21 protein-coding genes and 2 pseudogenes are annotated in these 24,250 nt (G+C 64.4%); 10 read left to right on the top strand and 13 right to left on the bottom strand.

Annotation, left to right across the window (positions count from 1 at the left end; translation table 11 throughout):
* Positions 1–21 precede the first annotated feature (21 nt).
* Entirely contained in the window at positions 22–606 is a 585-nt protein-coding gene (locus QZ656_RS16410; protein ID WP_291994397.1) for a hypothetical protein, read from the top strand.
* Positions 607–651: 45 nt separating this feature from the next.
* Here the strand turns inward: QZ656_RS16410 and QZ656_RS16405 are convergent, their stop codons facing one another.
* Together QZ656_RS16405 and QZ656_RS16400 are read right to left on the bottom strand one after the other, a co-directional pair.
* On the bottom strand, positions 652–1,575 hold the full coding sequence (locus tag QZ656_RS16405; protein ID WP_366522182.1) for an amidoligase family protein: 924 nt from the start codon (positions 1,573–1,575) through the stop codon (positions 652–654).
* Between the two features lie 87 nt (positions 1,576–1,662).
* The gene (locus QZ656_RS16400) at positions 1,663–2,097 is read right to left on the bottom strand and encodes a hypothetical protein (protein WP_291994396.1); all 435 of its coding nucleotides are present in this window, start codon (positions 2,095–2,097) and stop codon (positions 1,663–1,665) included.
* A gap of 398 nt (positions 2,098–2,495) precedes the next feature.
* Between QZ656_RS16400 and QZ656_RS16395 the strand changes: the two genes are divergently transcribed.
* The gene (locus tag QZ656_RS16395; RefSeq protein ID WP_291994395.1) at positions 2,496–2,708 is read left to right on the top strand and encodes a hypothetical protein; all 213 of its coding nucleotides are present in this window, start codon (positions 2,496–2,498) and stop codon (positions 2,706–2,708) included.
* A 71-nt stretch (positions 2,709–2,779) separates the two neighbouring features.
* Here the strand turns inward: QZ656_RS16395 and QZ656_RS16390 are convergent, their stop codons facing one another.
* The 3 genes from QZ656_RS16390 to QZ656_RS16380 all read right to left on the bottom strand — a co-directional run bounded on the left by QZ656_RS16390 (position 2,780) and on the right by QZ656_RS16380 (position 4,705).
* Positions 2,780–3,016, bottom strand: a complete 237-nt coding sequence (locus QZ656_RS16390; RefSeq protein WP_291994394.1) for a hypothetical protein — start codon at positions 3,014–3,016, stop codon at positions 2,780–2,782.
* 371 nt (positions 3,017–3,387) lie between these two features.
* On the bottom strand, positions 3,388–3,855 hold the full coding sequence (locus QZ656_RS16385) for a hypothetical protein (RefSeq protein WP_291994393.1): 468 nt from the start codon (positions 3,853–3,855) through the stop codon (positions 3,388–3,390).
* A 619-nt stretch (positions 3,856–4,474) separates the two neighbouring features.
* Complete coding sequence (locus QZ656_RS16380; protein WP_291994392.1) at positions 4,475–4,705, bottom strand: hypothetical protein; 231 nt, start codon at positions 4,703–4,705, stop codon at positions 4,475–4,477.
* 93 nt (positions 4,706–4,798) lie between these two features.
* On the opposite strand from QZ656_RS16380, the gene QZ656_RS16375 reads away from it, so the two are divergent.
* From QZ656_RS16375 to QZ656_RS16365, 3 genes are all read left to right on the top strand, one after another.
* Positions 4,799–6,363 (top strand): IS3 family transposase gene (locus QZ656_RS16375; RefSeq protein ID WP_291992948.1). Its coding sequence is split into 2 segments (ribosomal slippage): positions 4,799–5,240 and positions 5,240–6,363, totalling 1,566 coding nucleotides; the frame shifts between segments, so codons are not numbered across the junction.
* Positions 6,364–6,655: 292 nt separating this feature from the next.
* Entirely contained in the window at positions 6,656–6,889 is a 234-nt protein-coding gene (locus QZ656_RS16370) for an antA/AntB antirepressor family protein (RefSeq protein ID WP_291994391.1), read from the top strand.
* A 33-nt stretch (positions 6,890–6,922) separates the two neighbouring features.
* Positions 6,923–7,417, top strand: a complete 495-nt coding sequence (locus QZ656_RS16365; RefSeq protein ID WP_291994390.1) for a hypothetical protein — start codon at positions 6,923–6,925, stop codon at positions 7,415–7,417.
* Between the two features lie 284 nt (positions 7,418–7,701).
* On the opposite strand, the pseudogene QZ656_RS16360 reads toward QZ656_RS16365, so the two are convergent.
* The 3 genes and pseudogenes from QZ656_RS16360 to QZ656_RS16350 form a co-directional block, all read right to left on the bottom strand.
* Positions 7,702–8,133, bottom strand: a pseudogene (locus QZ656_RS16360) (Fis family transcriptional regulator); the annotation flags it as partial.
* Positions 8,134–8,269: 136 nt separating this feature from the next.
* Positions 8,270–10,717 carry a PEP/pyruvate-binding domain-containing protein gene (locus QZ656_RS16355; protein WP_291994389.1) on the bottom strand — a complete coding sequence of 816 codons (2,448 nt, stop codon included), beginning with the start codon at positions 10,715–10,717 and terminating at the stop codon, positions 8,270–8,272.
* Positions 10,714–11,334 carry a TetR/AcrR family transcriptional regulator gene (locus tag QZ656_RS16350; protein ID WP_291994388.1) on the bottom strand — a complete coding sequence of 207 codons (621 nt, stop codon included), beginning with the start codon at positions 11,332–11,334 and terminating at the stop codon, positions 10,714–10,716. Before QZ656_RS16350 ends, QZ656_RS16355 begins: the two co-directional genes overlap by 4 nt.
* Positions 11,335–11,492: 158 nt before the next feature.
* Between QZ656_RS16350 and QZ656_RS16345 the strand changes: the two genes are divergently transcribed.
* Positions 11,493–11,924 (top strand): VOC family protein, encoded by a 432-nt coding sequence (locus tag QZ656_RS16345; protein WP_291994387.1) that lies wholly within the window; start codon positions 11,493–11,495, stop codon positions 11,922–11,924.
* A 387-nt stretch (positions 11,925–12,311) separates the two neighbouring features.
* Here the strand turns inward: QZ656_RS16345 and QZ656_RS16340 are convergent, their stop codons facing one another.
* Positions 12,312–12,980 (bottom strand): hypothetical protein, encoded by a 669-nt coding sequence (locus tag QZ656_RS16340; RefSeq protein WP_291994386.1) that lies wholly within the window; start codon positions 12,978–12,980, stop codon positions 12,312–12,314.
* A 397-nt stretch (positions 12,981–13,377) separates the two neighbouring features.
* Between QZ656_RS16340 and QZ656_RS16335 the strand changes: the two are divergent.
* The 4 genes and pseudogenes from QZ656_RS16335 to QZ656_RS16315 all read left to right on the top strand — a co-directional run bounded on the left by QZ656_RS16335 (position 13,378) and on the right by QZ656_RS16315 (position 18,482).
* Positions 13,378–14,312 (top strand): annotated as a pseudogene (locus QZ656_RS16335) (site-specific integrase).
* On the top strand, positions 14,309–15,415 hold the full coding sequence (locus QZ656_RS16325; protein ID WP_291991620.1) for a transposase: 1,107 nt from the start codon (positions 14,309–14,311) through the stop codon (positions 15,413–15,415). Before QZ656_RS16335 ends, QZ656_RS16325 begins: the two are co-directional and overlap by 4 nt.
* A 512-nt stretch (positions 15,416–15,927) precedes the next feature.
* Entirely contained in the window at positions 15,928–17,628 is a 1,701-nt protein-coding gene (locus QZ656_RS16320) for an IS66 family transposase (RefSeq protein WP_291991655.1), read from the top strand.
* On the top strand, positions 17,625–18,482 hold the full coding sequence (locus QZ656_RS16315; RefSeq protein ID WP_291991654.1) for a DUF4338 domain-containing protein: 858 nt from the start codon (positions 17,625–17,627) through the stop codon (positions 18,480–18,482). The genes QZ656_RS16320 and QZ656_RS16315 overlap by 4 nt, the downstream gene beginning before the upstream one ends.
* A gap of 100 nt (positions 18,483–18,582) precedes the next feature.
* Here QZ656_RS16315 and QZ656_RS16310 read toward each other — a convergent pair whose 3' ends face one another.
* The 4 genes from QZ656_RS16310 to QZ656_RS16295 are packed head-to-tail and all read right to left on the bottom strand — an operon-like array spanning position 18,583 to position 24,246.
* A complete protein-coding gene (locus tag QZ656_RS16310; RefSeq protein WP_291994385.1) occupies positions 18,583–20,070 on the bottom strand; it encodes a nickel-dependent hydrogenase large subunit in 1,488 nt (495 codons plus the stop codon).
* The gene (locus QZ656_RS16305; protein WP_291994384.1) at positions 20,067–21,065 is read right to left on the bottom strand and encodes a HupU protein; all 999 of its coding nucleotides are present in this window, start codon (positions 21,063–21,065) and stop codon (positions 20,067–20,069) included. Before QZ656_RS16305 ends, QZ656_RS16310 begins: the two co-directional genes overlap by 4 nt.
* Entirely contained in the window at positions 21,062–22,522 is a 1,461-nt protein-coding gene (locus QZ656_RS16300) for a sigma-54 dependent transcriptional regulator (RefSeq protein ID WP_291994383.1), read from the bottom strand. The genes QZ656_RS16305 and QZ656_RS16300 overlap by 4 nt, the downstream gene beginning before the upstream one ends.
* Entirely contained in the window at positions 22,519–24,246 is a 1,728-nt protein-coding gene (locus tag QZ656_RS16295) for a hydrogenase maturation protein (RefSeq protein ID WP_291994382.1), read from the bottom strand. The genes QZ656_RS16300 and QZ656_RS16295 overlap by 4 nt, the downstream gene beginning before the upstream one ends.
* Positions 24,247–24,250: the final 4 nt, after the last annotated feature.

Raw genomic sequence — 24,250 nt, 5'->3', positions numbered from 1 at the left:
GCCAATTTCCAGAAAGCCATGATGCGTAAACTCGCCGCCCTCCTTGTTTCGCTTTGCCTTCTCCTCGCTGCACCGGCGACGTGGGCGTCGGGTGCACGCACCGTCGATGCGGCCATGCAGGATCTGGTTTCCTTGCTCAGCGACACGCAAACCCAGGAGTACACGGACGCCCGGACGACGCACCAGGTGCAGAACGCGGCCAAATGGGTGCTGGTCTTCTTCACTCTCGAAGGCTTTGCCGGCAGCAACGACTACACCCTCTACATGGCGGTGTTCGAACCCGACTTCGGTAGAGATACGCCAGAACACGAAGGCCGAAAACACGCCTCTGGCGAAGTCGACAAGTACAGACTCGTCGGCTATGCGCCCGTTGGTGGGAAGGGATGGCGGGAAGTCGACTTCGCGAAATTCAAAGTCGACTCCGACACGATCATTCTGCAAACCACCGAGTACCGGGACAGCGACTCGATGTCGACTCCGAGCCAGCCCGGCCGGGCGGTTTTCAAGGTCCAGCCGCGGCAGGTCGTGGAAGTTCTGCCGCCTGGCCAGGCGCCAGCGCCGGCAGCCGCCGGCAAAACGTCTGCCGCGCCGCGTGGGCCACATTGATCATTGGCGAGCGACCCGTCTGCAAGCCGTTTCCGCGCCGCCAACTCAGGTCATTCCGAGAAGTTCTTTCGCCCATTCGTCGGTCGGTTCGCCTTCGATCAGCCGCCGCAACAGCGTCTCGAAGAGTTCGATGTTCTTCAGGATCGGCGCGGCGTCGGCCAGCCCGGGAAGAATACGAACCTCGAAAGTGGGCTTGCCGGGAATATCGTGAACGAGATTCTTGAGGTTGAAATCGCAGTACTTGGACAGGCCAAGCGCCTGTAGCCGTTCCTGGGCGGCTGGCCAGTCAAGGTCCTCGAAGCCGGGCTCGGATACCGTTTGGCGGAGCTCGTCGGGCCAGCCGCCGAGCCGCCTGCACGCCGGGTTGGTGCCGACCCGCCGCCGCAGTTCCGGCCCCCAGCGCTCGAAAAAGCGGACCAGGCGCGCGATAGTTCGCGCCGAGCGCAGCGGCGCGGCGTCGAAGTGGACATGCGTGGCAGACTCGCGAGCGATCCGGAAGCCGAGCTCGCGCGCGGGCGCCAGCAGCGCCTCCAGGCGCTCGGCGCGATCGGCTCCCAGCGGTGGCGTGACGATTTCGCAGGGTCGCTCGCGCTCGCCGGGCAGCGGTGTGGCGATGGCGATCGGCGCCCGACTCTCGTCGCAGGCGCGGACCATTCCCCCGGGAAACAGCTCGGGCTGCGTCCCGAAGAGCTGGCACACCGGCGCCAGCGCTTCGAGCGGGCCGGCGTCGGCTCTGCCGGTACGGGCGACGAGGTGCAGCAAGCGCAAGTCGTCGCCGACGATGCGGAAGCAGCCCGGCTGCGGCAAGCATTGGCGATCGAGATCGTCCTGCAAGGTCAGATCGTCCACGCAGCGGGCGATCGGCTCGCCAGCGGCGCCGAGAACCTCGAAGCCGATCGTCAGGTTCTCGAAGACCGGCGTGCCCGGAACCAGCGAGAGCTCGGACTGCGGATGAAAGAAGGGCCGCACGCGGCCGCCGGCGTCGCTGGCCAGCCGCTCGGCAAGCGCACGGCGCGATCAGCTCAATTTCGACGCCGACGCGCCAGGGAACGCCCATCAGCGGCCTGGCTTGCGGCCGTTCTCGGCGAGAATCTGGCGAACGAGCAATTCATCGCCAGCCAGGATCTTCTCCTGCACGAAGGCCTTGGATTCGTCGATCGAGAGCTTCCAGACGCCGGCCAAGACCTCGGCGTCCTGGTAGTTCAAGCCCGCTTCCCAGAAATCGCAACTGCGCTTGGGATGCGTGCGCGCCTCGCCGCGCGCCTTGCGGAGCGCGCTGTTGAGCGTCTGCTGATCACCCCAGCCGATCTTGCGACCGATCATCGACTTCGACTCCCAGACCGATTCCTTCCACATGCCCGAGAGCATCTTGGCATCGCAGTAGGTGTACTGGCTGGCAGCGAACACCTCGATCTCTTTGTCGGTCGCCAGCGCCGTCGCCGGGATCCCCAGCGCGAGCAGAGCACAGGCGTAAGGTGAGTGTTTTTTCATGGCATCCTCGGAGCTAAGGGGGTAGCGATAGTGGGCGCAGATCGACGGGTGACGATGGCCGGGCGCTTACGGGCTTCAGCGTTGCGGCGACAATCGCCAGTTTCATCCGGCGTCCGCCAGCTTGAGGACAGGAACGCCAACGACCCTACCCGAGGCGAATATAGGCTGGTTGACGAGTCGCGCGTGGCCATTGCGCGAGGGGCGGCGCGCGTGCAGGCTGCGCAGACCAGGCGAGAGGCCATGGCGCCGCTTGCGGGCAAGCGTTGGCGAAGCCGAGTCGCCGGAAAATCTGGCTAGCTGGCAGAGCCTGGCGGCCGTCGGTGACAGAGAAAGGCAGGTGGCGCTTCGCTTCGCCGGCCCGGGCGCCAGGCCTTTGAACAGCGCGGGTCGAACGCTGGATGGCGTCGATCGAGCCGTCGATCGTCGGCGACCAGCGTTTGATCGAGGCGACCAAGGCTTCGACGCGTGACGGCGATGGCGGCGTGTTTTCGATCGCAGCGCCGAGCGCCGCCAGCGAAGCCTGCAGCGAATTGATCGGGCGCTGCAGGGATGTCGATCGCGCGTCGATCTTTTTGATCCATGCTGCACACTTTCCGATCCAGCGCCGATAGTTTTTGATCCAGCGCCGATACTTTTTAATCCAGCACCGATAGTTTTTGAACCAGCTTTCGTCCTTCCGCAATCATCGTTCCATCGCCGGAAGCGAACGATCAATGCGCGCTATCGATAGCGATCGATGCCGATCAAGGATCGTTCCATCGTCGCCATCGATCGGCCGATGGCGACGATCGAAGCGGCGATGATTTTTGCTGACGCGTGATTCTTTTTCACCCAGGCTTCGATCGCGACGATCCAGCGCCGATACTTTTTGATCCGGCGCCGATACTTTTTGATCCAGCTTTCGTCCTTCCGCAATCATCGTTCCATCGCCGGAAGCGAACGATCAAGGCGCGCTATCGATAGTGATCGATGCGGATCAACGATCGTTCCATGGTCGCTATCGATCGGCCGATGGCGACGATGGAAGCGAGGATGATTCTTGCTGACGGGTGATTCTTTTTCACCCAGGCTTCGATCGCGACGATCCAGCGCCGATACTTTTTGATTCGGCGCCGATATTTCAGGATCGGCGCTTCGAGGGCTGAACTCGCGCCATGATCGTCGATGACCACAGTCCGAGCGGGCGACGCTCGACGGTCAGCGGAGCGCATCGCTGGCGCCGTCCGCCGACCCGCGCCAGTGCCGGCGCCGGCGGCCCGGAACAGACGCCTGGCGGCCGGCTCGGCGTGCTCAGGCGGTCGGCGCGCGCGCGTGGCCCTTGCGGGCAAAACGCTGGCCGAGGTCGTCGAGCGTTTCCTCGAGAGCGCCGGAAGCGACGTTGTGCATCTTGGCGTATTGATAGACCAGCAGGGCGGCGGCGTAGGCCTCGCTACCGGCGGCGAAATAGGTATCGTCGACCTGGCGCGACAGTGTTTCGATGGCGTGGCGAAGCGGATAAAGGCTCTCGACGAGCGCCACGTCGGTACGGAATTCGTCGAGATGGAAGCTGTGCGGGAGCATTTCCGGCTGCGCTTCGGCAATCGCCAGCGCCTTGACCACGAAGGAGCGGTTCTTCTCGCCGAACTTGAGCATCGTCGTCCGCTCGTCGGCGCCCAGGTTAATCAGGAAGGGCAAGGATTCGGCGAGACTGGCCAAGGCCGCTCTGGCCTTTTCGCGCTGCTCGGAAGTAAAGGTGGCGTCGATGCGATTGGTGGGCACGGCAGTCTCCTCAATGGTCGTGCGTGCAAAGACATTTTGCACGCGATTTTATTAAAGAGCAGGCGCCACAGCGTCGTCAAGAATCTTTGCGAAAAACATTCCGGAGAAACGCCTGGAATGATAATCGGAAAGCAGCAGCGATCGTCGCCGTCGACAACAGCGCCGCGGCGCTAGCGCTTCACGGTGCCAACCTGAACTACAACCGGACATCTACGAGTCGCTAAAATCGGCCCGTGAAATATCCGCCGGGCGCTGATAGGCATACGGGGTTTGCGGCATTTGAAACTTCGTGACGGCTATTTGCCCAGGCGAAGGGGATGAAAGGAACGATAGTGGCCACATGGAATTAGCAAGTGATTAAGTTCGTCGACCCAGGCGCAGAAGCCTGGCAGGCAATACACGAAGTCCACTACGACGATGCCGGAAAGCCGACCGGCTACGGCTAAAATCCAGCTTCAATCTGGTCTGCCGACGTTGCCGGGAACAAAGCCGACGGCGGTATCGCATGGGTTCTGGACACGATGCGAGAGACTCTCGACAGACCTGTCCTGCGTGAGTCGGATTTCTCTTTTAGGGCTTGCCAATGCTGCGATCAGGCATGATCGCGCCCGTGTTTGGCTCAGAAGAACTGTTTGGCGAAGTTGGCCAGGGCCAGCGCCAGCACGGTGGTGACAATCCACTTGACAAGGAGCAACTCGGCCTTGACCTCGGGGAGGTCCACCTTGGTGGCTATTCTCTCGTCGATCAGGCGCGCCTGCTCTTCCGCGAGGATCTCCGCCTGTGCTTCAGGCATGCCCGCTTCGATCAGTCGCTTGACGAACTTGTGGGTGTCGAAAGTGATCGTGCTCATGCCGAGCATCCTACCCCCTTGACGACCCCCTGTGTCAGAGTAGTTGTCGCCTCGATAGAATCTGAAACTTGGGGGCGATAGCGAGGTGAAGAAATGGCACGATACGGACAAGCGATGAAGGATCGAGTGGTGGCGAGGTTGCTGCCGCCGGAGAGTGTGGCGATAGAGACCCTGTCGCAAGAGGTCGGGATCTCGGTGACAACGTTGGAGCGTTGGCGGGGAGAGGCGCTGACCAGGCCCGCTCGCGAGCGGGCCTGGTCAGCGGCCGCCCGGCTGGAGGCGGTGGTTGTCACGGCGGCGCTGGATGAGGCGGGACAGAACGCCTGGTGCCGGGAGCACGGGCTGTATCGCAGCGAACTCGAACGCTGGCGGCAAGGCGCGAGGGAAGCGCTCGCCGACCCGGGCGAGGCACGCGCCAGCCGCGCCGAGACACAGATCGACAGGAAGCGCATCAAGGAACTGGAACGGGAACTACTGCGCAAGGACAAGGCGCTGGCAGAAACCGCCGCGCTCCTGGTGCTCTCAAAAAAGCTCTCGGCGATCTTCCTGGGGGGCGCGGACGAATGATCCGTCTGGAAGATCGCCGAACCATCGTGGCCCACATCGACAGCGCACGTCAGGCCGGCGCCCGGCTTGCCAAGGCGTGCGAGATCGTCGGCATTGATGCGCGCACTTGCCAGCGCTGGAAGGCGGGCGCCGGCCTGCAAGACGGTGATGGTCGGCCACTGGCCGAGCGCCCCGTCCCGGCGCACGCATTGACTGATACCGAGCGTGCCGAGATTGTCAGCGTCGCCAATGAGCCCCGCTTCGCGGCATTGTCACCTGCCCGGATCGTCCCCGCCTTGGCCGACGAAGGGCGCTATATCGCCAGCGAATCGAGCTTCTACCGGGTTTTGCGGGAACACGATCAAGTGCACCACCGCGGTCGCGCGCAGGCGCCGAACGCCAATCCCAAACCTCCCACGACACAGATCGCGACCGAACCGCGTCAGGTCTGGTGCTGGGATATGACTTATCTGCCCACCCAGGTCATCGGCCAGTGGTTCTACCTCTACCTGATCCTGGACTTGTATAGCCGCAAGATCGTCGGCTTCACAGTCGAGGTTAAGGACGATTCTGACCACGCCGCCCATTTGGTCAAACGCACGGCCCTGGCCGAAGGTATTCACTCCCTGGCGTCCAAACCGGTTTTGCACGGTGACAATGGCTCAACCCTGAAGGCCACCACGGTCCTGGCGATGCTGCATTGGCTGGGGATCAAACCGTCCTACTCGCGACCGCGCGTGTCCGACGACAACGCCTATGCCGAGGCGCTCTTCCGCACCGCGAAGTACCGGCCGGAATTCCCGGCACGGGGGTTCGAGAGCATCGACCAGGCACGCCTCTGGGGCAGCGACTTCGTACGCTGGTACAACACCGAGCACCGCCATAGCGGCATTCGCTACGTCACCCCAGAGCAACGTCATGCCGGCAACGATGAGGCCCTCTTGGCAGCCCGTCATTTGCTCTACCAAGCCGCGCGTGCGAAGAACCCTGCGCGCTGGAGTCGACAGACTCGGAACTGGTCGCCCATCGCTGCGGTGACGCTCAACCCGGAACGGGATGGCGTCGTGGCCGCTGCTACCTCTACCAGCAAGAGTATGCCATTGGCAGCATGAACTCAGGCGACAACTATCTTGACATTTACCGACGAACCGCCAGCAACGGGCCTGGGGGGCTCCCCGCGTAGCTGCAGATCAGCGGCACGGGTTTAGCAGCCCGGCAATTTGGCGGACGAGCCGCCCTGAGCGGTATTTTTTCGTCTGATGCATGGCGTCCAAGTCTTGTGCGCTCGTGCGGGGAGCCTTTGGGCTCGCCGGTGCCAACTACCGGTCTGCTAAGCCGCACGATCGCCCACCCGTTTGGCGACGGGAAAGCGGAAAGACAAACCGTTTTCAGAGGATCATTGCCATGACCACCACCGATCTGCTGCCGGAATTCGTCGGCACGCTCGCAGGACAAGACACCCCACTCGGTAACGCCCGCGATCTGCACGCCGCTCTCGGCGACGGCCGCCACGTCGCCACCTGGATCAAGCAACGCATCGCAGAGTATGGCTTTGCGGAAGGTGAAGACTCTGTTTTTGATTCCCAAAAACGGGGGAATCAAACCGGACGAGGCGCCGATCGACGCAGCCGAGACTAGCACCTGACCATCGACACGGGCAAAGAACTGTCGATGGTCGAGAACAACGACACCGGCCGCCGCATTCGTCGCTACTTCATCGCCCTCGAAAAGCGACAGACCGCCGCGCTTGCCATCTCCGCCGTCCCGTCGACGACCCTGCGGCGCGGGCTGATTTCCTTCGATCACCTCGGCCGTGAGCAGGCCACGCCCATCGGCATGGACGAGTCGATCGTAAAGTGGGACGAGCTGCCGGCGCTGATCCGGGATCCGGGATCCGGGACTCTTGATCGAGGGACAGCTCCTGGCTGTTATCATCCGCGCTTGCGTCGATCGGACGTCCAGGAAGATCGCGGGCGGAGCGCACCGGGTACCTGCTTGACCAAGGCGCCCGCCATGGCTACGGCACGTGCGGCGTTCAGTCTGCCGGTTCAAGAACATCACGACGACCAATTGGGAAACCCTTGGCCGCAAGCGCTACGGCATCACTTTGCTTACCGCTTCGGTGGGTGCTTGGGACTAGCCGCTGTCGACCCAAAGCGGAAGTAGCGATCGCCCGATAGCGGCCATTCAGCTAAACCCAGGTTCAGCGAACTGGAATTCTCCGAAGCGGCCATTTGCGACCTCACCCTCCCGGCCATCACCTGCCGTTGGGCTGTCGCAGGGAGCCGTCATTCAGATGACTGGTCCAATCGGAAACCTGCCGGACGACCTACGGAAGGACCTCGGCCTGACCTGACGGTGGGGGTCTCAGCTCCCAGCGTCCGCAATGATTTCGGTTGCGGCCATTGAGCTGATGACATTCGCCAATACCCCTTTGCCTCTCGTCGACGTTACGGAATGGACACGATCTCTTCGGGGGTAAACCAGCCACTTTCGTCCTTGATGTGTGCGAGTGCCGCGGCTGGCTGTGCCGACCATAGAACCAGCGCCAGAGACTCGCAAGCTCGGCTGCAGGTGACGTACAGCAGGCGCAGACTACGATCGATGGTGGTTTCCTTGCCGGCATCCACGTTTGACATGTCCGTGTCGCTCAGCTCTTTTCCACCGAAGAGTTTATCGTACGAAATCTGGAAGCCTCCCGCTTGGCTGTCATCCATCACGACCATGACGTGCGCGAACTCCGCGCCCTTCACTACTTGGTGGGTAGCCAGTTCGGAGTTGCCGGCGAGATAGCGCCGGTACCTTCCAAGTTCTTCCCACGGTGCCGCAAAGAGCGCGCACCAACCGCGGCGCATCCTCGCTTGCGTGGTTTCCGTTTCCTTGTCTGACCGGGGTAACCCCTGCGACCTATCGCCGCATGTTCAAAGAGCTGCCCCAGGCGACCCCGAGCGGCGCCAAGGCTGAGCGAAGATGAGCCAAGCCGGGCCGCCCAGGATGGTGGCCAATCGACTGTTTGAATCAATCGACGAACGTGACCTCGCCACGTTGCCCGTCGACTCTGATTCGGTCACCGTCGCGCACCCGGGCGCGTATACCGGGCAGGTTCACGACGGCTGGAATTCCGAACTCCCGTGCCACGATCGCTCCGTGGGAGAGGTAGCCACCGGTTTCCATCACCAGGCCGCCTGCGCGAAGAAACAGCGGTGTCCAGGCCGGATCCGTAGACGGTGCAATGAGGATCTCGCCGGTCAGGAGTCGGTCTCCCTGCTCGGGCGAATCGATACGCCGCGCGGCACCTTCGGCAACGCCGGCACCAACGGCAATGCCATTCCAGGTCCTGGCGGATTGCCGATGCGGCTCGGCAGCCGGTAGCGCCCGGTTTCCGAGTACGACTTCGGGCGCTTCGCCCTTCTCGTACGCTTGGCGCTGGCTCCGGCGCCACGAGACGCGCGCCGTGAGGCAATGGCCTGTCGACTGGCCGAGCAATGCGGCAAGCGCTTCATGGGGAGTCAAGTCGAAGATGTCCTCTGGGCGCTTCAGCAAGCCGCGCGCGCAAATTCGCCTGGCGATTTCGAGCAACAGACGCCTCATCTCTGCGCCGTAGACGGTCATCGCGCTGCGCGCCAATTCGCGCTCGTTCGATTCCGTTTGGGCGAGCTTGACCAGCATGCGGGCTCGCCAGCGTTGCAGTGGCGACAATCGCCCGCGCAACTTCGCCCAGGCCTCCTCGCTGATCGCCTGCCGCTGCGCTTCGGCATCGCGGCGACGGTCGGACGATCCATTAATTTCCGCGGAGATCAGGTCCAACAGGTAGTCGGTGTTCTCCGCGAAACGGGGACTTGCCAGGTAGCTCTCGTAGATGCCGCGATGGCCGTACTTCCGCAGGAAATCATTTAGCGCCGTCCGGAATCGGCTGTCCTTTGGCAGGTCGGCGAGGTCGCGTGGCGGGGGGCCTGCCAGAAACGCGTGCGTCTTCGGTTCTTCTGCCGCGATCGCTGCCAGCGACCGTAGCTCGTACGCCTGGCGGGCCGTGATGCTGGGCGGACCGCCTGCCATGATCGCGGCAACCAGCGCGTGTCGCTCTGTCGGAAACGCTTTGCCGACGAGTTCCAGCAGGAGGTAGAGGTTTCCCCCGCTTGAACCCTGGAGGAACATGAGGCCTTCTCGCGTGCGCGCCTTCTCGGTCACCTCGCGCAACCGAGCGGCGAGTTGATCGTCTGACCATGAGGCTGGAGTTTCACCCCGGAATTGCGCCGCATCCTCGAAGGCGGCTTCGGCCTGCTGGCGCCCACGTTGCCGGCAAGCTGGCGAGCGTGCGATGAAGCGGAGCAGGCGCCCCAGGCGGCGCATCCGGTCGCCCAAGGACGGGGCAGGCACAGCGATCTCCGGGTGGTGGCCGCCCATGAGTTCGTTGAGCGCCGACGGCGCGAATCCCAAGGCGTCGAAGGCTTCCCACTGGATGAACGAGGCGTTCAGATATAGCCGGCCGTGCATGAGCGCCGACCGCCGTGCGCCAGACAGCAGCGGGTAGCCAGCCAGGCGGTAACCCTGTTCCAGCATCATGTCGACCATGCGGCGCCAGCCAATCCAATCCATCGCCCCCATCACATGCGGGACGACATCTCGCGTGTTGCCGTTCGACCAGAGCGCCTCCTGCCCTGCCAGCGCGGGGTAGGTGTGCCAGGGACGTGCGGTTACCGGACGAGCCTGGACGAGCCAGAATTCTTGTCCATCAAACACCCACTCGAAATCGAACGCGGGATCGGCGTAGTCGAGGGCTTGCGCGGCGTCGCGGAGCAGATGGCCGAGCGCGAGCGCCTGGGCCTCGGTCAACGGCATTGACTGCCCCTCCGCCGCCCGTTGGTTGAGCACGCTCAGGGTCTCGCTTTGCCGTTCCTCGGCGAGCACGATTTCGGCGCCATTTTCGGTGCCGCCGACCAGCCGGTCGGCCAGACCGTGCACGGCCTGCATCACGATCCGGTCGTCGCGACCGCTGACCGGATCGCAGGTGAAAGCGACCCCGGCAGCATGGGCATCCAAGAGCGGCATGACCAGAACCGCCATGCCGTCGTCGGCAATTCCCTTTCGCGACCGGTAGGCCACGGCCTGTGGGGTATCGCGCGAGCCGTATACGCGTGCAACCGCCGACTGGATGGCGGCGAAGCCGCGGACATCGAGCTCGCTGTGGAAGATGCCAGCGAAAGATGCGGTGGCGGAATCCTCTTGGGGAGCGGACGAACGGACGGCCAAAGCCTTCTCGGCCCACCCGCGACGAGTGATTTCCGCTTGCAGGTTTTCAGCGAGCGCCGGCGTGATTCCTGATGCGAGCGCCGGGGCGGTTACCACCAATCCGGGCGGGACTGGGAGGCCGAGCCGCTTCATGCGGCCAAGCGTGAGTGCCTTTCCCCCGACGACGGCGCTATGCGCGTCCGCAGCGTCGGCCAGATCGATGAGGGGCGGAATCACGAGGCCGTTCCTGCGGCACAGCCGTGGAAGAACATGTCAAGCATCCAGTCGAACGCCACACGCAGATCAGTCTCCGGTTGCGCCAGCCAGTGGAGCAGCGCGCCGAGGTGAAGGAACTGCAGGTGGGAGGCCAATTCCTCGGCCTTGAGGTGGGACGCGATTTCTCCACCCGCTTGCCCGGCATCGATCAGGTCAACGAAAACCTGGTCCAAGCCGCTACGGGTGGCGCCCTGCATGTCCGCGATCGGTTGGCCAAGCCGGTATTGAAGATAGGCGGGGAGGTACTCGCGCGCGCCCTGGAGGTAGTCCGCAGATGCATGCAGGAAGGCACGAAGGCGCTCGGCGCACCCGGCCCCGTCCGGAACGGCTTTCAGCAGGACGGGCAGATGGGCAGCCAGATCGGCGTGCATCCGGTGCCGCACCAGCGCCTCCTTGACCGGGAAGTAGTTGTACAGCGTCCCTTTGGCGACATCGGCCGCCGCGGCGATCTGCTCCATGGTGACTGCGGCGTAGCCATGCTCGGCAAAAAGCGCGAAGGCCGTCTGGACCAGGCGGTCCGCTGTCTGCTGGCGCTTTCGCTCGCGACGCGGGGTGTCGGGGATGGGTTCGAGTGGCACGGCTGACGCATGAGCTCCACAAAATATACGACGTACAGAATTGTACAACGTACCTTTAGAATGGCAGGCCCTTTGAAACCAATCGCTGTCACAGAGGCATCGTGTGACGGCGCCAGCTGGCCTGTTTAGGCTGGCCCAACGAAGAGGAGAGCAAGCAGATGACCGACGTCGGCCTAACCCACGTAGCGCTCACGGTAACGGATATGCAGCGCAGTCTTGCCTTCTATGCGGCCTACGCAGATCTGTACGAGGTTCACCGCAGGCAAGACAGCGCATCTGGCGCCGACGTGGCCTGGATCACGGACGGAACGCGGCCATTTGTCGTCGTTCTCATTCAGTCGAACGAAGTGACGGCAAGGCTCAGCCCCCTTGCCCACCTCGGTGTTGGATGTCGCAGCAGGCAAGAGGTAATTGAGCGCTGCGCGCGAGCCACTGTAGACGGGATATCGGTAGATGGGCCGACCGACAGCGGCCCTCCGGTCGGCTTCTGGGCGTTCCTTAGAGACCCGGACGGGCACACGCTTGAGCTTTCGTATGGGCAGGAAATCGGGCTCGCGGTCGCTACACCATCGAACGAACAGTCGAAATGACATCGGTTCAGATAATCAGGCGCCCGGATTTAAGCACCGCCAAGAGCGGCAGGTAACGTAATCAAAGCAGACGGAGTAGGAGTGAATGGCGTACGTCCGCAAAGGCCGACGACTTGTCCGTGACCATTCGTCACGAACGGCCGGTTCACTCAATCACCGGCCGTAGAACCTCGGGTACCGCGTAGGACCGCTGAGGGTCGCTACGCGACCGTCCTCTCGTCTAATTCGTCGCCGGAAAGCGGTCAGTGAAGTTTCGCTTCCCGTAAGCGGCCATTGATCACCGAGTGCTGACGACCCGATGCAGACAGTCGAGGTCATCGAGAGCGGACGCCCAACGTCCACGCTCAGCAGCCGCGGGGGCTCGGTGGGCTGTGAACTCCAGAAAGCCTACATGCCCCCGCGGTCTGCTGCAGCGGATGGTTCGGCCGGATTCGTTGTTGTCGCGAGCACGTGATCTTTCGACAGCTGAGCGAACTGCACGAGCCAGTTGCCGCCAATCAACCAGTTGACGGCGGCGAAGACGACAGCCCCGAGGGTCAACAGAACCGCAGCCCAAACCTGGGACCAGTCGAATGTCTTGCAGCCAAGCAACACGAACGCCAAATCAAAGGGGATGATTGCCAACATCATGCCCAGAACGGCAACCAAGGTGAAGACAACCGCGGGATCGCCGGGATCGCGGATGTACAGATTCGGATACTTGGGGTGTGGCTTCATCGCCGCCACGGCACCGCGGACAAACAGGTTTCCACTCGCAGAGACCTCTTGCCACGCCGTATGACAGAGGTCAGCAGTGCCCTTCTCTTTCAGTTTGGTAATCGCCATCAGCAACAATGCCGCCGCGTACCAGTGAGCGAACGTGAAGAGTAGGAAGGGAAACCAAGCATGAACAATGGGGTACTCGGCATCAAACAGCTTGAAGTTCTCCGCGCCTGTCAGCTTTACCAGCAAGATCATGCCGGCAAGCCCTGTCCCCGTCATGAGGACCTTCCCCACTGTTTCAGCATTGGTCACGACTCCTTTTTCCAGGAAGTCCGGATCCTTGTCGTCACTCACGGGCTTGCTCTCCTCAGGCACAGGAGCCCTTCGGCCCCACCTATAAGTTAACGTCCTGATGATAACCATCTCAGCAGACATGTTTAACGCCATGAAGCATATCACGCCCACAGAGGTTATATGCTCGGCTCATCATCGCTAGACCGGTTGAAGGTTTCGATGGGATGTCCGCTATGGGAGTGGCTCCCTCACTGGCTGCTTCTGGCCGAGTCGAGGCGGAGCGTACTTCAATTTACTCGCCGCAAACCCGTCATCCGGCGAAGTCCAGAGCTAGGAATTTCAACGGCACCTCAAATGGCTGGTTGGACGAAGCCGCTACGCGGAGGAAACCCCGGTGCTGTCGTCGCGTTGACTCAAGATGTGACCTCGCCCCTCATCCGAGGGACGTTCATGACGAATGCGAGGTTACCGCAAGATGGAAGAGATGTCCGCTGTCGCAACGACGATTTTTGACACGAACTACGAGCTGCACCAGAAGCACCTGAAGCTCAAGGGCTTGCAGCCGAAGACGATCGACGCGTATTCGCGCGCCGTCCGCCGGGTGGGAGATTACTTCGCTCATCAGATCGACGATCTGAGCGAGGCCGACCTGTTGGATTACTTCGCCGACCTGCGTGAGATGCACTCCTGGAGTTCGCTCAAGCTCGATCTGTACGGGCTCAAGTTTTACTACGAGCACGTGCTGAAGAAACCCTGGGTGGCGCCCGGTCTGATCAAGCCGCCGCGCTCGCTGCGCCTGCCGGACATCGTCACGGTCGAGGAGACCGAGCGGATTTTTCTGGCCACGCAGGTGCTCAGTTACCGCGTTTTCTTCTTCACCCTCTACAGTCTCGGCCTGCGCCTGGGCGAAGGCTTACGGCTGACGGTCGCCGACATCGACGGCGCGCGCGGGCGGGTGCATATCCGCGATGCCAAGGGCAACAAGGATCGCCTGGTGCCGCTGCCGACGGCCACCTACCGACTCCTGCGTTGTTTCTGGCAGCGCCACCGTAATCCCGTTCTGCTGTTTCCCAATCGCCGCGGCGGCTTGCCAGGTGCGAGCAGCGCCAGGACACCGCTCAATCGCAGCGGCGTTCAGAAGGCACTGCGGGCGGTGGTCGAATCCTGCGGGCTAAAAAAAACATTTCGCCGCACAGTTTGCGTCACGCCTATGCCACGCACCTGATCGAGGCGGGCGTCGAGCTCACCGAGGTGCAGAGCATTCTCGGCCATCACTCGATTCTCACGACGGTTCGCTACACCCATCTGACGGATCAAACCCGGCATCACGCCATCGACCGCATCAACGCGCTGATGGACCGCTTTTGTCTGAGCAAGGGGACGCCGCGATGATCCGCCTCGGCTCTGTCATTGCCGAATTCGAAGCGGACTTCATGACGCAATTTCGCCACCGCCTGAGCTTCGATCAGCTTCGGGCACTCTCGGCGATGCGCGATTGCCGCGGCCCGGCCAGCCCGATGATGCAGCTCCAGTGCGAAGGCTGCGATCAGCAAAAACTCGTTCCGCATTCCTGCGGCCATCGCCTTTGCCCGCACTGCCAGCACCACGAGAGCCAGCAATGGCTGGAACGTCAGATAGAGCGCCTCGTCCCGGCCGACTACTTTCTGCTGACCTTCACGCTGCCGGCCGAATTGCGCGGGCTCGCTGCGGCGCACGCCGACGTCGTCTTCGATGGCTTGATGCGCTGTGCCTGGGAAACGGTGCACCGCTTCAGTCAGAACGACCGGCAGTTGCAGGGCACGCCCGGCGCCATCGCGGTCCTGCACACGCACTCGCGTCGGCTCGACTTCCACCCGCATGTCCATCTCGTCGTCCCCGCGGCAGCGATCGATGCCGCGAAGCAGCGCTGGCGACGCAAGCGGCGCGGCAAGAACGGCACCTACCTGTTCAACGAGAAGGCGATGGCCAAGGTCTTCCGGGCCAAAATGCTGGCGGCGATCGAGGCGGCCGGCATTTGCCTGCCGGCGTCCTATCCGCGGGAATGGGTAGCGCACTGCAAATCGGTGGGCAGCGGCGAGAAGGCCCTGATCTACCTCGGTCGTTACCTCTACCGCGGCGTCATCCGTGAACAGGACATCCTCGCTTGTAAGGATGGGCGGGTGAGCTTCCGCTACCGCAACGCACAAACCGGCAAGTCGGAAAAGCGCTCGCTAGCCGGCGCCGATTTCCTCTGGCTGATCCTCCAGCACGTGCTACCCAAGGGCTTTCGCCGCGCCCGCAATTTCGGCTTCCTGCACGCCAACTGCAAGCGCCTGATCAGTTTGCTGCACCGCTTGCTGAAGTTCGATCCCAGCCGCTTCACGCCGCCGCGCAAGGAGCGGCCAGCGATGCTTTGCCCGTGCTGTGGCTCCGTGATGTCAATTGTCCGGACGCGTATTCGATCAACATCGCCCGCCTTCGTCGCTGCTCCACCGCTCGTCGCGATCGCTGCCTGATCGTGTAAGCCGCCTTCACAGCGCTGTCCGGCCGCCTTTGGGACTTCAGTTTCCCCAAGCTGAGTGACGGGGTCGCCCGGAGTTCAGTGGCCGGGACGCCAAAACGGCCGGATTTGCGCGATCTTCGCTGACGGTGCCGCAGCGCGCGGCGACGGCCCGCTCCCCGCCCTTCGGCATTCATGCCTGCGGGGTAAATCCAAAAAAGATATTTGCAGAGGGCGCGCCCAGCGCTCCGGCCCGGGCTCGTCCAACAAACGGATCAGATCGTGGCTTCGCACGATCTATCCTTATTCGTTATGGCCGGAAGCTGACCTCCGCGGTCTCTCTCGATGGCGCCGCTACCGCTGCCGCACCCACACAACTCTTCACCTTCTCGAAACAGCTACGCCGCGCAGTTGGTGTAAGTATTCGGTGAACCCGTAGCCCCCGCTTTTTTGGTCGGCGTGGTTCAGTCAGCGATTGGCGGGTAGACCGGAAATCTGGACTGGACACAGCAGCGGAAATCCGGCACCATGCGGCGCATGGACACGGGTGCGGACATCATTGGCGGAGGATCGGCGGCAAGTCACCGCCAAGTGGCGCCGTTCGCCGAGGTGTTGGTGACGTTGACCAAGGAGCAGGAAATCAAGCTCCGCTGGGAGGCCAGCTTCTGGCGGAGCCAACATCGACAAGCGCTGGTTCGGTTGGCGCAATCGGAGGCCGCTCATCGGGTGGAAATGGCGCAAGCGGCGGCGCGCGAGGCGGCCTTGCGCAGCGAACTGGAGCAGGCCAAGGGCAAGATCCGCGATCTGCAAAAACGCCTGTTTGGTCGCAAGTCAGAACGCTCTTCGGGAGCCGAGAAGAACCCGGCGGCGGACCAAAAATCGTCGCGAGCTCGAGGTCAGCAACCGGGAGCAGCGGGTCACGGGCGGAACCCGGAAAGTCACTTGCCGACGCAGATCGAGGTCATCGACATCGACTGCCCGCATTGCCCGGACTGTGGTCTGGGCTACGTCGACTTTCCCGGCACGGAAGACAGTGAAGTCCTCGAGATCGAGGTCAAGGCCTACCGCCGGAAGATCTGCCGGCGGCGCTACCGGCGGACCTGTCAGTGTTCGGGCGCGCGGGGTATTCTGACCGCGCCACCGCCGGCACGATTGATCCCGCGTGGAAAGTACGGCGTGTCGATCTGGGTGCACCTGCTGCTGTCGAAGTTCTTGTACGGCCAGCCGACGCATCGGCTTCTGCGAGACTTGTCCGACCACGGACTGACGCTCTCGGCAGGAACGGTGGCCGGCGGACTGCGTGCCTTGGCACCGCTGTTCGAGCCGCTTGAAGAAGCACTGCTTGGCCAACTACGCAGCGAGAAACAGTGGCACGCAGACGAGACCCGCTGGCGGGTCTTTGCCGAGACCGAAGGGAAGGTCGGACATCGCTGGTATTTCTGGGTGTTCCACGGCCCATCGGTCATCCACTTCGTGCTCGACCCGAGCCGCTCGGCGGCGGTGCCGATCCGGGAGCTCTCCGGTAGCGCCGGAGGAGTCATCATCTGTGATCGCTATTCGGCCTACAAGAAGCTCGCGCGAGTCCTTGACCACTTCATTCTGGCTTTCTGCTGGGCACATCAGCGGCGTGATTTCCTGGAACTGGCCAACGCCCATCCGGAGCTCGCGGACTGGGCACTGGCCTGGGTCGAGCAGATCGCTCAGCTCTACCACTTGAATGGACGGCGCCTGGAAGTCCGTAGCGACCCAGTACAGTGGGCCGAACGCGACCGCGCCTTGCGGCAGGCGATCACGCAAATGGCCAGTCAACGGGAAAGCGAACTGGCGAACCCGGCGCTCAAAATGCCGGCGAGCAAGGTGCTGCGAAGCATGCGCAAACATTGGTCCGGCCTGACCGTCTTTGTCGACCGCCCCGAGGTGGCGATGGACAATAATGCCGCCGAGCGCGCACAGCGCACGCCGGTGGTCGCACGCAAGAACTTCTATGGGTCGGGCAGTCTCTGGTCCGGCGCACTCGCCGCGACGATGTTCAGCTTGCTGCTGACGCTGCGCTTGTGGGGAATCAACCCGCGCACCTGGCTGACGGCGTATCTGGAGGCCTGCGCCGCCAACGGCAACCTGCCGCCGACGGACTTGAGTGCCTTTCTGCCCTGGGCGATGGCGACCGATCGACTGGCTCAGATGCGTGGCATCCCGGTCGATCAGAGCCGTCCCATCGATAGCTCGTGAAGCCTTATTGCGGGCGTCACTTTACCGACGACGAACTGCAGGCCCTCTGCCGCCTGATCGAAGCCCATCCTGGCAGCAGCCGCGCGCAACTGTCGCGCCAGGTGTGTGAGCTCTTCGACTGGCGTAAGCCCAATGGCGAGCTGAAGGATATGACCTGCCGGGTGGCCATGCTGCGTATGCAGGCCGACGGCCTGCTCACCCTGCCGGCGGCACGACGGGCCGCTCCTCGCCAACCCGAGTATCTGCCTACTCACGCCACCGATCCACAACCGTTGCTCACCCAGCCGGTGCATGAACTGCCGCCGCTGCGTCTGCATCAGGTCGTCGGTTCGGCGAACTCGCGTCTGTGGAACGAGTACATCGCCCGCTACCACTATCTCGGCCACACGCCCATGGCGGGCAGTCAGAGCCGCTACTTCGTCTTCGCCGGCGAGACCCTGGTCGCCTTGCTCAGCTTCGGCGCCAGCGCCTGGAAACTCGCCGCGCGCGAGCAATTCATCGGTTGGCACGATGAGCAGCGACAAAGGAACCTGCAACTGGTGGTGAACAATGCCCGCTTTCTGATCCTGCCCTGGATCCAGTGCAAGGGCCTGGCCTCCAAGATCCTCTCGCTTATGCAGCGGCAATTGCCCAAGGACTGGCTGGCGCGCTACGGCTACCGCCCCGTACTACTCGAAACCTTCGTCGAGACGCCCCGCCATCGCGGCACCTGCTACCAGGCCGCCAACTGGATCAAGGTCGGCCAAACCGCCGGCCGAGGCAAGAAGTGCCCCACCCGCAAGTCGATCCTCCCGATCAAGGATATCTGGCTCTATCCCCTTCACCGATCCTTCCGATCAGTCCTCTGCCGCTAACCCGCCTCGGCAATGGCGCTGGCGCGCTACGGGTTGGCCGAATACTTACCAGTTGGTAGCACGGGGCTCGTCCAACATCTTGGTTTATACATTCTGTTTTTCAATGCACGGTGCACACCATGCACGGATCAAACGAGCGCACGACGTGTTGCACCACGAGCGGCGCGCTTTCGCCCTCTTCTACCGGCAGGCCGACCAGCGCCTGTTCGAGTGCGCCGGGAACGCCGACGGCGTCGCGGGGTGAGAAGTTCCAGGTGGTCGGGGCGATGATCTGGTAGCGGCTGATCTTGCCGCGCTCGATGCGCAGCCAGTGGCCGAGCGCGCCGCGCGCGGCTTCGACGAGGCCGACGGCGTCGGCGTGGTCGGGGAGTTGCCATTGGCTGCAGAAGGCTTCGTCGGGAGTCAGCGCGTGTGCCCAGCGCTCCATCGCCGGGACGACCAGCGCCAGTTCGAAGACGCGGGCGACGACGCGCGCCAGGACGCTGCCGCCGCTGGCGGCGACCAGCGCGCGCAATAACGGCTGGCCGGCGACCATCTGCCGCGCCAGCGCGCCGGTCTCGACGACGTCGCCAGCGTAGCGCGGCGCCTTGCACCAGGTATAGGCGTCGGGGCGCTCGGCAAACTCGCCGAGCAGCGGCCGTGTTTCGCCTTGCCGCGGGTGCAGCGGCTGCTCGCCGAGTAGCCAGGCGTGCGTCACGTCTTCGCTGATCAGTGGTTCTTCAAGACGCCGCAGCGCGCCGTCGTGCCAGACGCCGCGGGCGAAGAGCGGCAGACTGCCAGCGCCGCCCTGCCCCTGATCGCTGCCAGCCGGCTGGCCGTAGGCACCATAGCTGAGGAAGCAGTCGCTGGCGCGACCGATGCGCTCGAGGCCGAGATCGTCGGCGATTTCGAGGAAACGCGGGAAGTCGCCTGGCCGCCCGCGCGCCCAGGCGGCGAGCTGCTCGACGCTGCTGATGGCGGTGACGTTCTCGAGCGTATCGCCAAACAGCGTGGCGCTGAGGAAGGCGCGAAACTCGCGCAGGACGGTCAGCAGGCGGACGCGCTCGGTAGCGCTCACCGCGCGCGTCGTGCCGCCGGGTTGCAGCGCCAGGCTATGCGGCCACTTGCCGGCCAGGTAGCCCATCAGCCGCAGCCAGTCGGCGCGCGCCGGCAGGACCTCGCGCAGCGCTTCGCCGGTCTCGGCCTTGAAGCGCCGCTCGGCGTGCGCGTGCCAGGCGCGGCCGCGATACGCGGCGCGCGCAAAGTCGGGCATGAAGAACAGGTAGAAGTGCGTCAGGTGGTCGGCAAGGTTTTCGCAAGCGAGGATCAGCTGGCTGGCGAGGCGGCCGTTGGCCGGCATCGCCACGCCGCTGGCGTCGGCCAGCGCGGCGGCCGCCGCGGCCGACTGCGAGACCGAGCAGATGCCGCAGATGCGCGGCACGATCACCAGCGCGTCGAGCGGATGCTTGCCGAGCAGCAGTTGCTCGAAGCCGCGATAGAGCGACGAGCAAACCTGCGCCGACTCGACGCGACCGTCGGCGATGCTCAGCGTCACTTCGAGGTCGCCTTCGACGCGATTGAACGGGCCGATGCTCAGCCGGCGAGTCATTTGGGACCGCTCTTGCGGATGCCGGGCCGGATCAGCGGATGGTCGGCGCGCGAGTTCTCGCGCACGCGCCGGGGCGTCGCCGACTTCGACAAGGCGGCGAGCGCGACGAACCACGCCTTCGGCATGTCGGTCGGCAAGCCGGTCGGGATGCCGGCGACCTTCGGCGTCTCCATGAACGGATGGCCGGGCTCCTCAAAACCCGGTTCGGTACACGAAATGCACGCAAAACCGCCGCGCAGGCACGAGCCGACGCCGTTCCACGGCCGCAGGTTGCAGTCGGCGTTGGCCTGGGTACCCTTGCAGCCCATGTTTTCCATCAGGCAGCCGAGGTCGGAAAGCTTCTGCGCGCTGGCCTTGAACTCGTAGTACTCGTTGCGTGGGCAGCCGTGATGGACCAGTTGTTCGCTGTAGAAGTGCGGCCGCTGCCAGGCGTCGAGATCGCTGGCGCCGAGCGCGCCAAGTCCCAGCGACAGCAGCGTGTCGACGATCCAGCCGGGATGCGCCGGGCAACCGGCGACGTTGATCACCGGCAAGCCGGCCAGCGCCCGGAAGTCGCCGCCGAGCACGCCGCCTTCCTGGTCGCCGTCGAACTGCAGGCCGCAGGCGTCGGTGAGATTTTCGCCGGCCGAGATGATGCCGCCGAAAGCGCTGCAACTGCCGATCGCCAACACGTAGCGCGCCCGCGCCGCGAGCTCGCGCAGCCAGTCGATCAGCGGCCGGCCACTGCCGGCGAGCAGCTGGAAGCGGCCGCTGCCGTTCGGCCCGCGCAGCAGCGCGCCTTCGACGCAGAGGATGTCGAAAGGCAGGCTGCCGTCGGCGGCGGCGCGCAGCAGCGCCAGCGACTCCTCGCCGCTGGCTTCCGACAGCGCCGGGTGGAAGAGCAGTTCGACGCCGGCGTCGGCGAGCTGCGCGAGAACGCCGGCGCGGTTCTCGGCGCCGAGCAGCGACTGCGTGCAGCCGCCGCAACCGGCGGCCTGTAGCCAGAGCAGTTTCATCCGCGCTCGAGTCCGTAACGCAGCAGTTTGTGGCGCAGGCCGACGCGCGACAGGCCCAATTCGCTGGCCGCCCGCGACTTGTTCCAGCGGTGGCGGATCAGCGTCTCCTTGAGGACCCGCACTTCGAGTCCTTCGAGGCGTTCCTTGAGGCCGCCATCGACGGCGATCAGCTCGAGCAGCTCGTCTTCGCGCTGGTCGAGCGCCGGCGTGCGCAGGATGCGCGGCGCCAGCAGGTCGGCGCCGAGGCGCGGCGATTCGGCGATCGCCAGCATGCGCAGGATCTCGTTCTGCAACTCGCGGACGTTGCCCGGCCACGCATACGCCGCCAGGCACGCCAGCGCCTCGGTGGTGAAGCCGTCGACGTTCTTGCCGAGAACGCGCTGGCTGGCGTCGAGCAGACGACCGGCGAGCAGCGGAATGTCCATCGCCCGCTCGCGCAAGGCCGGCACGTGTAGCGGCACGGTCGCCAGGCGGTAGTAGAGATCCTCGCGGAAGCTGCCGGCACGGACGTCGGCCTCGAGGTCGTGATGGGTGGCGGCGACGACGCGGACGTCGGTCGATTGCGGCCGCGTTGCGCCGAGCGGCCGGAACTCGCCTTCCTGCAGGACGCGCAGCAGCTTGACCTGGAAAGCCGGGCTGGTGTCGCCAATTTCGTCGAGAAACAGCGTGCCGCCGTCGGCCTGCTGGAAGCGACCGCTGCGATCTTCGTAAGCGCCGGTGAAGGCGCCGCGCTTGTAGCCGAAGAGCTCGGCTTCGAGCAACTGGTCGGGCAGCGCGCCGCAGTTTTCGACGACGAAGGGTTTTTCGGCGCGGCGGCTGCAGAAGTGGATGGCGCGCGCCAGCATCTCCTTGCCGGTACCCGATTCGCCGCTGATCAGCACCGACAGATCGAAAGGCGCGATCTTCTCGATCAGTTCGCAGACCGCGTTGAGCGGGCTGTCGGGAGTGCGAATCAGGCCGTCGAGACCGAACTCGCGCTTGACGCGTTCGTATTTCATCGCGACGCGGCGGGCGAGCTCGGGTTCGGCGGTGCGCAGGTCGAGCGACAGCCGCTGATTCTCCTGTTGCAGGCGATAGAGCTTGGCGGCGGTCTGCAAGGTCAGCAACAACTGCTCGGGCTGCCAGGGCTTCATCAGGTACTGGTAGATGCCGGCTTCGTTGACGCCGGCGATGATTTCTTCGGCGTCGGTATAACCCGAGAGGATGATCCGCAAGGTGTCGGGCCACTGGCTGCGCACCGCCTTGAGAAACTCGACGCCGGTGGTCTGCGGCATGCGCTGGTCGCAGACGATGATCTGCACCCACTCGGTCTCCATGATCCGCTGCGCCTCTTCGGCGCTGGCCGCGGTGAACACCTCGAAGTCGTCCTCGAGCGTCCGCCGCAGCGCTTCCTGCGAGCGCAGCTCGTCGTCGACGACGAGCACCGTCGGCAGCTTGGGCCGCGCCCTGGCGCTCATTCCGGAACGCTCCAGCCGAGCTCGCGATGAATCGCCAGATGGCGCGGCGTCCACGACTGCGGCGTCTTGTGCACGAAATGGTAGCGGGCAACGTGATAGCTCGGGTCGAAGCCGTAGAAGTTGCGCTGCAGCTCGGCGAGTTCTTCGGCGCGATAGCTGGCCAGCGGTTTCGCCGCCTCGTCGGCCTGGCGGCGCGCGCGCTTGTTCTGCAAGCGCTCGGCGAGTTCGGGCGCCGCCGCCAGTTCGCCGGCGCGACGCGCGACGTCGACGCGGAAAGCGGCGGGGTCGGCCGCCAGGCAGGCGTCGACGAAGCCCGCCGCGACGCCGGCGGCGGCGCTCATCGGCAAGCGGTTGCGCATCATCGCCTGCGCGCCTTCGACGCCGACGCGCGGCGGCAGCAGATAGGTCCAGTACTCCGAACCGAAGAGGTTGCCCATGTTGCGGTAGTGCGGATTGAGGAGAACGCCAGCGCGCGCCCAGACCAGGTCGGCCGCGCGCGCCAGGAAGCAGCCACCGGCGCCACAATTGCCCTGCAGCGCGGCGACGGTCAACTGGCGATCGCCGCCGATGATCGCTGCGGCGAGGTCGTCGATGGCGTTGATGTTGGCCCACGACTCGTCGGCCGGTGATTCGGCAGCCTCGATGCTGTGCAGGTGGATGCCGTTCGACCAGTAGTCGCGGCCACCCATCAGGACGATGACGGCGACCGGCTGCTGCGTCGCCCAGCGCCAGGCGGCGAGCAGACGCTGACACTGGCGCGTGCTCATGGCGCCGTTGTAGAAGTCGAAATGCAGGAAACCGACGCCGCCGGCCTGTTCGTAACGGATGTCCTGCCAGGTTGCGCCACGCGGCGCGAAAGGCTGCAGGTCGCTGGCCAGCGGCGCCTCCGGAACATTCGCCAGTTGCGCGGCAAAGACCTGCGCCGCCGGCAGCTTGAACGACGTCGCCGGCTCTGATTGCCGGACATGGCCGATCCATAGCGCGCCATCGACCGTCGCCCGCAGGATCGCCGTTTCGCGCCAGGCGATCACGGCGCCAGGCGGGCCGCCAGCCAGCGTGTCTTCACGGCAGCCGTCGAACAGCCGGCAGGGCTCGCCAAACAGTTGATCGGCGACGCCCGGGAAACCATCGGCGGCGTTGAGGCTGGCGAGAATGGCCTCGCTGCTGTCGCACTGCCAGTCGATGGCGCGCTGCGCCTGCTTCATCAAGGGTCGCTGGCGGCCACGCACGCTGGTGTCGGCGGCATCGACCGGCAGCGGCGTGAAGGTGCCGCTGGCGAAGCGCTCGACGGCGCGCAGCACGGCGCTGGTCGCCGCTTCGCTGACTTCGTGGCGATAGACGCTAGCCTTGCTGGCGACGCGCATGGCAAAGCGTTCGCTGGCCCACACCGGACCGCCGTCGAGTTCGCCGGTCGCCTGCAGGACGGTGACTCCCCACTCCGGCTCGCCGTCCTGGATCGCCCAGTCGAGCGCCGACGGACCACGGTCGCCGACGATTCCGGGATGGACGATCAGGCAGGTGTGCGTTTGCCAGATCGACGCCGGGATCGCCCGCCGCAGGTAGGGCGCGACAATCAGCTCGGGCCGGAACAGCGCGACGGCTTCTTCGGCGACCGAATCGGCGATATCGAACTCGACGGCCAGCTGGTGGCCGCGGGCGCCGAGCTCGCTATGGACGCGCTGGCTGAGACTGTTGAAGGCGTGACACAGGAGAAGGATGCGCACGATC

Source organism: Candidatus Accumulibacter sp. ACC003 (assembly GCF_907163085.1).
In the GTDB taxonomy this organism is placed as follows: Bacteria; Pseudomonadota; Gammaproteobacteria; order Burkholderiales; family Rhodocyclaceae; genus Accumulibacter.
This window is presented reverse-complemented; position numbering and strand designations above follow the sequence as displayed.

Excerpts from the sequence above, each read along its gene's own strand:
- QZ656_RS16410 (WP_291994397.1), top strand. The coding sequence starts at position 22 with ATGCGTAAACTCGCCGCCCTCCTTGTTTCGCTTTGCCTTCTCCTCGCT.
- QZ656_RS16400 (WP_291994396.1), bottom strand. The coding sequence starts at position 2,097 with ATGAAAAAACACTCACCTTACGCCTGTGCTCTGCTCGCGCTGGGGATC.
- QZ656_RS16395 (WP_291994395.1), top strand. The coding sequence starts at position 2,496 with ATGGCGTCGATCGAGCCGTCGATCGTCGGCGACCAGCGTTTGATCGAG.
- QZ656_RS16390 (WP_291994394.1), bottom strand. The coding sequence starts at position 3,016 with ATGATTGCGGAAGGACGAAAGCTGGATCAAAAAGTATCGGCGCCGGAT.
- QZ656_RS16380 (WP_291994392.1), bottom strand. The coding sequence starts at position 4,705 with ATGAGCACGATCACTTTCGACACCCACAAGTTCGTCAAGCGACTGATC.
- QZ656_RS16370 (WP_291994391.1), top strand. The coding sequence starts at position 6,656 with ATGACCACCACCGATCTGCTGCCGGAATTCGTCGGCACGCTCGCAGGA.
- QZ656_RS16365 (WP_291994390.1), top strand. The coding sequence starts at position 6,923 with ATGGTCGAGAACAACGACACCGGCCGCCGCATTCGTCGCTACTTCATC.
- QZ656_RS16345 (WP_291994387.1), top strand. The coding sequence starts at position 11,493 with ATGACCGACGTCGGCCTAACCCACGTAGCGCTCACGGTAACGGATATG.
- QZ656_RS16325 (WP_291991620.1), top strand. The coding sequence starts at position 14,309 with ATGATCCGCCTCGGCTCTGTCATTGCCGAATTCGAAGCGGACTTCATG.
- QZ656_RS16320 (WP_291991655.1), top strand. The coding sequence starts at position 15,928 with ATGCGGCGCATGGACACGGGTGCGGACATCATTGGCGGAGGATCGGCG.
- QZ656_RS16310 (WP_291994385.1), bottom strand. The coding sequence starts at position 20,070 with ATGACTCGCCGGCTGAGCATCGGCCCGTTCAATCGCGTCGAAGGCGAC.
- QZ656_RS16305 (WP_291994384.1), bottom strand. The coding sequence starts at position 21,065 with ATGAAACTGCTCTGGCTACAGGCCGCCGGTTGCGGCGGCTGCACGCAG.
- QZ656_RS16300 (WP_291994383.1), bottom strand. The coding sequence starts at position 22,522 with ATGAGCGCCAGGGCGCGGCCCAAGCTGCCGACGGTGCTCGTCGTCGAC.